This window comes from Bradyrhizobium sp. WSM1743, assembly GCF_000473065.1.
GTDB lineage: Bacteria > Pseudomonadota > Alphaproteobacteria > Rhizobiales > Xanthobacteraceae > Bradyrhizobium.
Window position 1 is genome coordinate 190,339 of the sequence record NZ_AXAZ01000008.1, and the last position, 11,444, is coordinate 201,782.

The window sequence follows — 11,444 nt, forward strand, 5'->3', positions numbered from 1 at the left end:
GGTCAACAGGTCTTTTCGCAAGCAGGCGAAGCTTGGCCGAATCGATCAAGAAAGCGGCGATCTGGGCCTGGGATGCCGGTCATCCAGGCGAGAATGTGCCAATTTGGCGCGGCGCGCGGTCCGCGCTCTCGTCCTTCAGCGCCACGCCGCTCACCTGCCGGGCCAGCCCCTCGCGGACCAGCCAGGCGACCTTGAAGGCAGCCTCGTCATAGCTCAACCCGGCGTTGTGGATGTTCGAGACGCAATTGCGCTCGGCATCGGTGCGGCCGGGCTTCGGGGCAAAGGTCAGATAGGCGCCGAGACTGTCGGGCGCGGACAGGCCGGGCCGTTCGCCGATCAGCATCACGACCATGCGGGCACCGAGAATGGCGCCGATCTCGTCGCCGAGCGCGACGCGCGCGCCTGAGGCGACGACGACATGGCCGATCGCGACAGCATCGCCCTCCGCGAGCAGCGGCAGCAGGTGCCTCACCATGATCGCCGCATGGCTGTGGACCGCCGCCGCGGACAGGCCGTCTCCGATCACAAGCGCGAGCTGGCACGGCGCCGAGGCGCTTCGTGCCAGAAGCTGCGCCGAGCCGAGCTCAAGCTGTCGTCCCAGATCCGGCCGCCGCAGATAGTCGCTGCGATCGACCGCCCGGCTCCTCACTTCGGTCACGGCAAGTCCAAGCGCGCCGAGATCGGCGACCAGACGCGGCGTATCGAAGGCGGCATGCACGGCATCGCGCGCGCGGGCATGGTCCAGCGTGAAATCAAGCAGCGCCTTCGTCGGCATGCTCGCGCCGCTGCGGCCAAGTGCAACGCGCGCGGGCGTGAACGCCCGCAAATCGAGCGTCGGACGGCGCGGCAGGGCCGGATCAGACATGTGGCATCATTCGGCGGGAACGGCGGCCTCGCGCAGCCGGATCGAATAGTTCGAGGCGTTCTGCTTGCCGCTCGAGGCCGCGCGCGCGAAGGTGATGAGGTGATGCGCGATCGTGGCGCAGCCGATCAAACCTTCGAGATCGCCGCGCTTGATGCGTCCCAGCGCGAACTTCCAGAACACGCGCTTGTAATCGCCGAGCACGCCGACCTTCCAGAAAATGTTGCGCAGCATGACGAGGCCGCGCTTGATGTTGGGCCAAGTCTTCATCTCCGGTGCCAACGGCACCTTGAGGCGGTTGGCATAGGTGTAATCGCACTGATGCTGATAGCGCGCATAGACCCTCTCGGGCGCGTAGGCGACCTCCATGCAATGCTTCCAGGACGACACGACCTCCTCATAGGGGAGCAGGAAGTCGACGTTGGAATCGCGGCCGTCGTCGTCGACCAAGCGTCCCTCGCGCTCCAGCCGGTCCCACAACGGCGTCTTCGGCAGCGCCTGGAGCAGATTGATGGTGAGCAGCGGAATCCGGGACTCCTCGACGAAGGCGAGCAGCGCCTCCGAGGTGTTCGGCTTGTCGGTGTCGAGCCCCATGATGATGCCCGAGACCACCTCCATGCCGTAGGAGTTGATGGTGCGCACGCCCTCCAGGATCGGGACCATCATGTTGTGGTCCTTGTGCATCGCATGCAATGCATCCGGATCGGGCGTCTCGATGCCGCAGAAGATGGTGACGAAATAGGCCTCGCGCATCTTCTCGAGTATCTCAGGCCGCTTGGCGATGTTGAGCGTCGCCTCGCAGGCGAGCCGCGCCACATAGCCGGTTTTCTTCTGCCATTCGATCAGATGCGGCAGCAGGTCCATCGCAGCCTTGCGATTGCCGATGAAATTGTCATCGACGAAATAGATGGTGTCGGTCACGCCGCATTCGCGCAGGCGGTCGAGCTCGGCGACGATCTGCTGTGGCGTCTTGATGCGCGGATTGCGGCCGTAGAGGCCGGGGATGTCGCAGAACTCGCACTGATAGGGACAGCCGCTGGAATACTGGATGCTGCCGAGGAAGTATTTCTTCACGTCGGCGAGCTCGTAGGCCGGGATCGGAAACTCCGTCATCGGCACGCGGTCTTTGGTCGTGAGCACGACCTGCTGCTCCGGGCGCGAGGTGTCGCGCGAGAGGATCTCGATCAGCTGGTTGGTGGCGTCGCCGAGCTCGCCGACATGCAGATAATCGAAGGACGGATAGTAATCCGGGCAGGCGCTGACGGAGGGCCCGCCGAGCGCGACCGGCAAATCGAATTCATGGGCGCGGCGGCAGATGTCGTTCATCTGCTGGCGCTGGATGTGCATGCCGCTGACGAAGACGGCTTCCGCCCATTCGAACTCCTCCTTCGTCGTGCGGCGCAGATTCTCGTCGACGAATTTGACCTGCCAATCCTGCGGCAGATAGGCGGAGATCAGCAATAGCCCCTGCGGCGGCATGAAGGCGCGGACGCCGTCGGTCAGGGGATATGAATGCTCGAACGTACCGAAGGACGAGGTGTAACGCGGAAATACGCAGAGAATCCGCCGGGACGTTCCGTTACTTTCAGCTCGCATCAAAGCTCCCCCGCCACGCTCGACCGAATGGTGCGGAAATTGCCAGCCAGACGCATAGGGTAATGCTGTCGCCGGAATTTCTCAATATTGTGGCACAAGCATAATTCCGGAAAGCGCCGATGGTTTCCTGAGGGAGAGTTGGCACCTGCCGCCGCCTCACGCGATCAGCCGCGAGGCAAAATCAGGCAGCAGGCCTGCATCGCCGGCAAGACGGAAATCGGCGCCTGTGATGCCCGAGCCCGCCAGCCAGTCGTCGAATTCCGGCGCGCGACGCAAGCCGAAGACGTCGCGGACATAGAGCGCGTCGTGAAAAGACGTCGACTGGTAGTTCAGCATGACGTCGTCGGCGCCGGGGACCCCCATGATGAAGGTGACGCCGGCGGCGGCGAGCAGCGTCAGGAGATTGTCCATGTCGTCCTGGTCCGCCTCGGCATGGTTGGTGTAGCAGATGTCGACCCCGAGCGGCAGGCCGAGCAGCTTGCCGCAGAAATGATCCTCCAGCCCCGCCCGGATGATTTCCTTGCCGTCATAGAGATATTCCGGACCGATAAAGCCGACCACGCTGTTGACCAGGAGCGGGGCAAAGGCGCGGGCGACCGCATAGGCGCGCGCCTCGCAGGTCTGCTGGTCGACGCCGTGATGGGCGCCCGCCGAGAGCGCCGAGCCCTGGCCGGTCTCGAAATACATCACGTTCTGCCCGACCGTGCCGCGCCCCAGCGACAGCCCGGCCTGCTGCGCCTCTTTCAAAAGCGCAAGATCAATGCCGAAACTGCGATTGGCGGCCTCCGTGCCGGCGACCGACTGGAAGACGAGGTCGACCGGAACGCCCTGCCCGATCAGCGACAGCGTCGTCGTGACATGGGTCAGCACGCAGCCCTGCGTCGGGATCTTCAGCCGGGCGATAATCTCGTCGAGCAGCCGCAGCAATTGCGCGATGATGGCGGGATCGTCGCTCGCGGGATTGATGCCGATGCAGGCATCGCCGGACCCGAGCAGGATGCCGTCCAGGATCGAGGCGGTGATGCCCCTGGCATCGTCGAACGGATGGTTGGGCTGCAGCCGCGTGCTCATCCGCCCCTTTAGCCCGATGGTGTTGCGGAAGGCGGTGGTGACCTCGCATTTGCGCGCCGCCAGGATCAAATCCTGGTTGCGCATCAGCTTTGACACCGCGGCCGCCATTTCCGGGGTGATGCCGCCTGCCAGCTTGCGCAACACCTCGGGCGTTGCGGCGTCCGACAGCAGCCAGTCGCGGAAAGCTCCGACCGTCAGCGAGGCCACCGGCGCGAAGGCCTTGGCGTCATGGCTGTCGATGACGAGGCGGGTGACCTCGTCGGTCTCATAGGGAATGACGGTTTCCTGCAGGAACTGCCCGAGCGGCACGTCCGCAAGCGCCATCCGCGCCGCGATCATCTGCGCGGCGGTGTCGGCGGCGACCCCGGCCAGCCGGTCGCCGGAGCGCGGCGGTGTCGCCTTGGCGAGGAGGTCGCGCAGATCAGGGAAGGTGTAGGTCGTGGCGTCGATGCTGTGGCGGTAGACCAAGGGTGTCTCCGGGGTTCATCGGCCAATGGCCGACTCCAAGACTATCGTGAAACTATATCTTCGGATCAAGACGCTGAAATATCTTACGTTTCGTTCGACCAAGGACGAAGGCAGCCAACGGACACATTAACGCCGCGTCCATCTTCGTTCTGCATAGTTTTGCATCAATTTTAAACGACCGCGCTCACCGGTCGTCTCAAGCTCATCCGGGCCCCTGAACACCATGACAACTGACCGATCTGGGAATGCCACCAAGCCGGCAGGCCATTTCACGCTCGCCACCAAGCTCTACGCGATCTTCGCGCTGTTTGCGCTGCTCACGGCGGCGATCGCGATGCTGTCCGACTACAACAGCCGCCGCAGCGCCGACCTGACCAGCGCGATCGAGACGGCGAATGCAGCCGCGCTGAACGTCGAGCGGGTCAACTCGCTGGTCTATGCGGTCGTGATGGAATCGCGCGGCGTCTACATGTCGACCGAGCCGGCCGTGGTGAAGAAATACGGCGATGGCCTGCTCAAGTTCAACGCCCAGATCCTCGATGTCGTGAAGCGCTGGGAGACGATCGTCAAAGCCGACGATGCCGAGCAGTTTGCCACCTTCAAGAAGCGCATCGAGCAGTTCGTCGAATTCCGCAAGGAGCTGGTGCGCCGCGGCGTCGAGATCAATGCAGCCGCGGGCCGCGAATGGGGCGACAACGACGCCAATCGCAGCGTGCGCTCGGCGCTGAACAAGGACCTCGAGGCGCTCTCCAAGGTTTATGCCGAGCGCGCCGGGCAGATCGCCCAACTAGCCGAGACCAACCGCACGCTGTCCTTCGTGCTCACCTGCCTCGGCGGCGTGGCGCTAGCCCTTGTCGTGATCGGCATCGTCATCATCGCCCGCTCGATCGCCCGGCCGCTCGCCGCGATCACCGCCACCATCAAGCAGGTCGCCGACGGCGCCGAAAATGTCGTGGTGCCGCACTCCGATCGCGCCGACGAGATCGGCGCGCTGGCCCGCGCGATCCAGGTCTTCCAGGACGCGATGGGTCGCAACCGCAACCTCGCCTCGCAGGTCTCGCAGGACGCCGCCGCGCGCGAGGAGCGTGCCCGTCATATCGAACGATCGGTCGAGGAATTTCGCGATGCGATCGGCGCCATCATGCACGGCCTCAGCGACAACGCCTCCACCATGCGCGAGACCGCGCAGAGCATTACGCGCGTCACTGCGGATGCGAGCAGCCGCGCCGGCACGGCGGCGAACGCCACCGAGCAGGCCTCACATAACGTCTCGGCGGTGGCGAGCGCGGCCGAGGAGCTGTCGGCCTCGGTGGTGGAGATCGGACGCCAGGTGCGGCAGAGCGCTGGTGCGGTCGAGCAGACCGGCCAGCGCACCGAGAAGTCGATCTCCGAGATCGAGAGCCTCGCCGCGGCCACGCAGCGCATCGACGGCGTGCTCAATCTGATCCAGGCGATCGCCGAGCAGACCAATCTGCTCGCGCTGAACGCCACCATCGAAGCCGCGCGCGCCGGCGATGCCGGCCGCGGCTTTGCCGTGGTCGCCCACGAAGTGAAGGCGCTCGCCGGCCAGACCGCCAAGGCCACGGCCGAAATCAGCGAGAACGTCTCGATGATCCAGGCCTCCACCCGCAACGCGGTGGATGCCGTCCGCGAGATCGGCGGCGCGGTGCGTGAGATCAACGATGTCACCTCGGCCATCGCCGGCGCCGTCAGTCAGCAGGACCAGGCCACGCGCGAAATCTCCTCCAACGCGCAATCAGCCGCGCAGGGCAACGAGACGCTGGTCGCGAACATCACCTCGCTGCGCGATGCCATCGGCGAGACCGATACGGCGGCAGCCTCGGTGCTGACCGCGGCGAGCAGCCTGACCGCGACGGCGCAGACGCTGTCGCGCGAGGTGGAGACGTTCTTCCAGAACCTGCGCTCGGGGGCCACGGACGGCGGCATCGCCAGGGCGGGGTGACGGCGCGGACGTGGCCGCTAGGCTGGCCGCTTCAAAATAAAAACTTGAAAACAACCCCATGCACAGTAGGCGGGCACAGGTTTTTCAATGACTTGGCGGGGGCCGCACGCGTCTGCTGATTTTACGAAATCTATTTTGACTCGTCGGGCAAAACAGTGGCATGATGTCATCCTGGCGATGGCGTGCGGTACGGACCCTGCTCACCATAGGATCGGAGCGCGGAAGTCTTGCCAAACAAAGAGGCCGCGTCTCGCCCGCTCTGCCGCCAAAACCGGAAGCTACCATTTGGCCTCGGCGAGTCGGCGATGGGCCAACAGGCGACATTAGCCGTGTGGCCTGGTCACTCGATCCGTCGTACAATATCTCATGGGTTTGGATTGCAGGCCATGGTGCAAAAGCGACCAGTGCGGGTCGAGCGCAAGTTGTCGGCGATATTGGCCGCCGACGTGGCTGGGTACGCACGGCTCATGCACACGGAGGAAGAGGCTACGCATGCCAGGCTGACGGCGCTTCTGACGGACGCCGTCGCCGCGGCCATTGCCGAACACGGCGGCCGCATCGTGAAGAACACCGGCGACGGGTTCTTAGCTGTGTTTCCGAGCGCGGTCCAAGCGGTTCGGGCCGCTGTGCAGTTTCAAACCCGCATCAAGGAACTTACAATTGGTGACGCGGAAGGCAGACGGATCGCTTTGCGCGTGGGCGTCAACATCGGCGACGTAATTGTCGAGCCTCATGACATCTTTGGCGATGGCGTCAACATCGCGGCGAGGCTTGAGGGCATCGCAGAACCCGGCGGCATCTGCATCTCGTCTTCGACCTACGATCAAGTCCGAGGCAAGGTCGGGATCGAGTTCGCTGATCTTGGCGAGCAGAACCTCAAGAACATCGACCGCCCGGTGCGGGTCTATGCCATAGTCCGTGATGAACCCAGCCTGGCGACAAAGGGCGGCAGCACGACACACAGCCCGCTTTCAGCACCACGCTTGTCCATTGTGGTTCTACCATTCGCGAACATCAGCGGCGATCCCGAGCAAGAGTACTTCGTGGATGGCGTGACCGAGAGCCTGACTACAGACTTGTCGCGCATCAGCGGCTCGTTCGTCATCGCTCACAACACGGCGCTCACTTTCAAGCGCAAGGCCGTTGACGTGAAGCAAATCGGGCGCGAGCTAAACGTCCGTTATGTCCTCGAAGGTTCCGTGCAACGCGGCGGCAACCGGCTTCGGGTGAACGTACAGCTGATCGACGCTGAGACGGGAAGCCATTTGTGGGCCGAACGCTTCGACAAGCCAGTCGCCGATCTCTTCGACATACAGGACGAAATTGCATCGCGGCTTGCCAACACCCTAAATGCCCAACTCATTGAGACTGAGGCGCGGCGGGCGGAGCGTTCGCTGCATCCCGATGCGATGGATTTGATTTTCCAGGGCATGGCTTGCTTAAGCAAGGGAAGGACTTCCGAATATCTTGCGCAATCGCGCAGCTTTTTTGAACGCGCCTTGGCGCTCGATCCCAAAAATGTCGAAGCGCTGGTCGGATTGGCAGTTGTTGATGCGGCAGCTGTTGGCATGGCTTTGACCGTTGACCGAGCCGCGCGTCTCGCAGCGGCTGAGACCGCCTTGATCAAGGCTCTGTCCCTGGCCCCCCAGCACGCACGCGCCCACTGGCTTCTAGGAAACGTCAAAATGTTCACCAACCGCGCGGCCCAAGGTATTGCTGAATGCGAGCAGGCATTGGCGCTGGATCGAAACCTAGCTAATGCGCACGCCTATATCGGTCGCGCCAAGTATCTTCTCGGTCGCGGCGAGGAGACCGAGGCCCATGTCCAAGAGGCACTTCGCCTCAGTCCTCGTGATACGGAGGCTTTTGTTTGGATGATATTCGCGGGCTTCGCCAAGCTGCAGCTCGGTGCCGACGAAGAGGCGGTCGCGCGGTTCCGTCGTTCGGTGGAGATCAACCGAAATCATCCACGCGCGCATATCTATCTTGCCACCGCGCTGGCGCACCTCGGTCGGCTTGATGAGGCGCGATCCGCAGCCCAAGTGGGGCTTGCGCTCGACCCGACTTTCACCATCTCCCGCTTCCGCGCCAACGTGCCGAGCGACAATCCGACTTACCTCGCTGGACGCGAGCGCTTCTATGAGGGCATGCGCATGGCCGGGATACCAGAGGGGTGATGTCGGCGATGGGTCAAAATGCGAAGAACTCAGGTTGAGCAAATCTGGTCCGCTCTGCCGCGATAAGCGGACCTCCGTGAGACCCAGCGCAACTTCGCAGATGGGCCATTTCCGGACTCATGCACCGCAGCAAACAGCGTCTCTATTCAATCACCTCGTCGGCGCGGGCGAGCAGCGTCGGCGGCACGGTGAGGCCGAGTGCCTTGGCGGTCTTGAGGTTCACCACCAGTTCGAACTTGATTGGTTGTTCGACCGGCAGGTCGGCAGGATTCGCACCCTTGAAAATCTTGTCAGCAAAGCTCGCGGCGCGACGATATAGGTCGAGAAGATCTGCTCCGTAGCTTAGAAGGAAACCCGCCGCCGCCAAATCTTTCGCGACTGCTGCGGACGGCAGCCGATTCCTTGCAGCCATTTCTGCAATTTGGCCGCGGTACTCATGCAGTACGCTATCTCCCTGTACGACGAACGCCTGCGCGTCCTCCTTCGTCATTGTCGCGAACGCCTGCTCAAGTGTGTCCACTCCACGTACTTCAACCGGAATTGTGGTCAGCCCGAGCGTCCGAGCGGTCTCCGTCATCGCCGCCTGCCGGCTTCGATTGACCGCAACGTCCGGATTCCACATGATGCCTAGACGCGACAGGTTCGGTATCACTTCCTTCAACAACTCAAACCGCTTGCCCAAAATCTCGCCGCCCGCATCGGCGGCTAGTCCGGTGACATTACCTCCGGGACGCGCCAGACTGGCGACCAGCCTGGTACCGACAGGATCGATTGTGGCGACCATGATGATCGGGAGGGTCCTGGTCGCCGTCATGGTAGCCACCGTGGCCGGATTGAACGCAGCGAAGATGACGTCCACGCCGAGCCGGACCAGGTCCGCTGCAAGCGCAGGCAGCCGGTCCATCTCGCCGTTGGCGAAGCGGTACTCGATGGTGACGTTCTCGCCAACACGGTAGCCCAACCTTCGCAGGCCATCTTCGAATGCTTCGACGAAAGGGAGCGCTCGCTGACGGGAAGCGATCCCGAGGAAACCCACCCGGTAGACCCGCCCTGCCGGTTGCTGCGCACGCACGGCCAACGGCCACGTCGCCACCGTGCCGCCTAGAAGCGTGATGAACTCGCGCCGCTGCATGTGCGAAGACATGAACTCGTCCAGTGCTTAAAGCCTAGCACTTTGAGAATAGGCCGCGAGTGAGAAATGGCACCCAACTGGCTTTAGACATTTATCAGGCTCGATGCCTCAGTTGGTCAAACGGCGACTTCGCACCTGCATTGGGGCTGGTCCGGTCTACCCCGCAGACCGGACGCCATGGTCGCTCACGCCAAGGTCAGCGTCGGGCCACTTCCGGACCCATGCAGTGCAGCATCATTCGATTACCTCATCGGCGCGGACGAGTATCGAGGGCGGTACGGTGAGGCCGAGTGCCTTGGCAGTCTTTATGTTGATCACCAACTCGAATTTGGTCGGCTGTTCCACCGGCAGATCTGAAGGCTTGGTGCCTTTGAGAATCTTATCGACATAGCTGCCTGCACGGCGCCATACATCGGGTAATTCGGGTCCGTAGACGACCAATCCGCCTTTGGCAAATTGCCGGAAGAGATAAATGGCGGGCAATTTGTGCTTAGCCGCGAGGGCGACAACTCGCGGGGCCTCGAAAATAGTAAGATAGTCCGCCAAAACTATTATTGCATCGGCGTGCTGGGCGACGGCCGAGGCAAAAGCAACATCCAGTTCCTCGGCCTTGCTCGCCTCAACTGTCGGCAGGGCCACGTCCATGTTTCCGGCAGTACGCGGTATTTCTTCCGCCAACAGTAGCCGGTGAATTGCATTTTCTGGATTGACCAACAGCGCAATTTTCGCGGCGCCAGGCACCAGTTCCCGGAGGATCTCTACAAATTTTCCAGTCATACCTCCGGGAACGGAGGTCGCGAGACCAGTGATGTTGCCGCCCGGATGTGACAGGCTTTGCACAAGGCCAATAGCTATGGGATTGTACACCGCCACGAACACAATCGGAATGGCGGTAGTGGCCGCTTTCAGAGCTAGGGCTGGGTTCGGTCCCGAAGCAATTATCAATTCGGGAGTCAAGGCCACCAAGTCGGCAGCTAAAGCCGGTAGGCCGTCCGCGGCATCACGATATTCGACAAGCAGGTTCTTGCCCGCGATCCAGCCCTTCTCCCGCAAGCCGCGAAGCCATGCAGCATGACTTGGGTCGCGGGTCGGATCATCTGCCCAACGGCCGAGGAAGCCAATTCGGCGAGCTTTGGTTTGCGCAAGCGAATGCCGAGGTGAAACGAGCACCGCCGCAGTAGCTGCTATGAACTCCCGCCGTTTCATTCGTTCCTCATCGCAGCTTGAGGACGATGGAGCGCAGAGTATCAGTCCTTGACGTTCGTCGCACTCACTGAAGTGCAATTCTCGGTCGCGAAGCGGCGCGATGTCGCACGCCCGCAATGGGTCAGGCCCGGAAGAACTCAGGTTGAGCATACCGTGTCCGGTACACTCCAAACAGCTGACATCCGACAGAAGTACCGGGTCTCGGCCCCCTTCGGGCCAATGGCCGACATTGCAAGGCTTGGCCTGATACGAACGAGGCCGCCAACTGAGGCGGCCTCGCTCTTCTTCGGTGGGGCGTTATCGCTTCCCGCCATCGCCAATCTTAGGGCGCGCAGACCTTGATGCTTTTCATTCCGGTCTCAGCTTCGGCGCGCGTCTTGAACACCTTGCCGTCGCCAACAACCACACTGGTGGTGGTGGTCGGCTTTTTGTCCACGATGGTGCATTTCTTCGTGGTGGTGTCTTGCACTACGTAAAATTCCGTCTGAGCGTAGGCAGCGCCGGTCATGATTGTTGCGGCTGCCGCCGAAATAAGAAACTTCTTCATGATGTCTCCTCCATTGTGAGTGTGCCCTGCGTCGATAACCGAGTCTGTTCCACGGCTGGGAACTCCATCTAGGGCACTAATTTTCAGTTTGAAGACCTTAAAGGGTTGATGTGAACGCCGGCCGAACGAGCAGTTCAGTGATTGTTTATTTTGAGCTTACCGATCTTCGCCTTCACAAGTGCGACTTCCGGTAATGGGATGGTCCGGCCGTGCTCCGGCCCTGCCAGCACGAGAAGCTGGCGGGGGCAGCGAAGACAAGGAGCAGGCCATGTCTCAGAAACTCAACGCAGCGATCGCCGTGATCGGCATCGATATCGGCAAGAACTCGTTCCACGTCGTGGGGCACGATCAGCGTGGTGCGATCGTGCTGCGGCAGAAATGGTCGCGTGGCCAGGTGGAAACGCGGCTCGCCAACCTGCCGC

8 protein-coding genes and 1 pseudogene are annotated in these 11,444 nt (G+C 62.3%); 3 read left to right on the top strand and 6 right to left on the bottom strand.

What is annotated here, in order from left to right:
• Window positions 1-79: 79 nt before the first annotated feature.
• From eutC to YU9_RS0106995, 3 genes are all read right to left on the bottom strand, one after another.
• The gene (eutC, locus tag YU9_RS0106985; RefSeq protein WP_027572150.1) at window positions 80-865 is read right to left on the bottom strand and encodes an ethanolamine ammonia-lyase subunit EutC; all 786 of its coding nucleotides are present in this window, start codon (window positions 863-865) and stop codon (window positions 80-82) included.
• A gap of 6 nt (window positions 866-871) precedes the next feature.
• Window positions 872-2,458: a B12-binding domain-containing radical SAM protein gene (locus YU9_RS0106990; protein WP_027572151.1), complete on the bottom strand. Its 1,587-nt coding sequence runs from the start codon at window positions 2,456-2,458 to the stop codon at window positions 872-874.
• 156 nt (window positions 2,459-2,614) lie between these two features.
• Window positions 2,615-3,997, bottom strand: coding sequence for an ethanolamine ammonia-lyase subunit EutB (locus YU9_RS0106995; protein ID WP_027572152.1), 1,383 nt, complete (start codon window positions 3,995-3,997; stop codon window positions 2,615-2,617).
• A gap of 223 nt (window positions 3,998-4,220) precedes the next feature.
• Between YU9_RS0106995 and YU9_RS0107000 the strand changes: the two genes are divergently transcribed.
• Both YU9_RS0107000 and YU9_RS0107005 read left to right on the top strand, forming a co-directional pair.
• Window positions 4,221-5,960: a methyl-accepting chemotaxis protein gene (locus YU9_RS0107000; protein WP_027572153.1), complete on the top strand. Its 1,740-nt coding sequence runs from the start codon at window positions 4,221-4,223 to the stop codon at window positions 5,958-5,960.
• Between the two features lie 386 nt (window positions 5,961-6,346).
• Window positions 6,347-8,137: an adenylate/guanylate cyclase domain-containing protein gene (locus tag YU9_RS0107005; RefSeq protein ID WP_027572154.1), complete on the top strand. Its 1,791-nt coding sequence runs from the start codon at window positions 6,347-6,349 to the stop codon at window positions 8,135-8,137.
• Window positions 8,138-8,279: 142 nt separating this feature from the next.
• On the opposite strand, the gene YU9_RS0107010 is transcribed toward YU9_RS0107005, so the two are convergent.
• From YU9_RS0107010 to YU9_RS0107020, 3 genes are all read right to left on the bottom strand, one after another.
• Window positions 8,280-9,281, bottom strand: coding sequence for an ABC transporter substrate-binding protein (locus tag YU9_RS0107010; protein ID WP_084298913.1), 1,002 nt, complete (start codon window positions 9,279-9,281; stop codon window positions 8,280-8,282).
• A 222-nt stretch (window positions 9,282-9,503) separates the two neighbouring features.
• A complete protein-coding gene (locus tag YU9_RS0107015) occupies window positions 9,504-10,475 on the bottom strand; it encodes an ABC transporter substrate-binding protein (protein ID WP_027572156.1) in 972 nt (323 codons plus the stop codon).
• A 322-nt stretch (window positions 10,476-10,797) separates the two neighbouring features.
• Window positions 10,798-11,022: a hypothetical protein gene (locus YU9_RS0107020; protein ID WP_027572157.1), complete on the bottom strand. Its 225-nt coding sequence runs from the start codon at window positions 11,020-11,022 to the stop codon at window positions 10,798-10,800.
• A gap of 268 nt (window positions 11,023-11,290) precedes the next feature.
• On the opposite strand from YU9_RS0107020, the pseudogene YU9_RS41085 reads away from it, so the two are divergent.
• A pseudogene (locus tag YU9_RS41085) lies at window positions 11,291-11,444 on the top strand (IS110 family transposase); the annotation flags it as partial.

Excerpts from the sequence above, each read along its gene's own strand:
- YU9_RS0107005 (WP_027572154.1), top strand. The coding sequence starts at position 6,347 with ATGGTGCAAAAGCGACCAGTGCGGGTCGAGCGCAAGTTGTCGGCGATA.
- YU9_RS0107000 (WP_027572153.1), top strand. The coding sequence starts at position 4,221 with ATGACAACTGACCGATCTGGGAATGCCACCAAGCCGGCAGGCCATTTC.
- YU9_RS0107010 (WP_084298913.1), bottom strand. The coding sequence starts at position 9,281 with ATGTCTTCGCACATGCAGCGGCGCGAGTTCATCACGCTTCTAGGCGGC.
- YU9_RS0106990 (WP_027572151.1), bottom strand. The coding sequence starts at position 2,458 with ATGCGAGCTGAAAGTAACGGAACGTCCCGGCGGATTCTCTGCGTATTT.
- YU9_RS0107020 (WP_027572157.1), bottom strand. The coding sequence starts at position 11,022 with ATGAAGAAGTTTCTTATTTCGGCGGCAGCCGCAACAATCATGACCGGC.
- YU9_RS0107015 (WP_027572156.1), bottom strand. The coding sequence starts at position 10,475 with ATGAAACGGCGGGAGTTCATAGCAGCTACTGCGGCGGTGCTCGTTTCA.
- eutC (WP_027572150.1), bottom strand. The coding sequence starts at position 865 with ATGTCTGATCCGGCCCTGCCGCGCCGTCCGACGCTCGATTTGCGGGCG.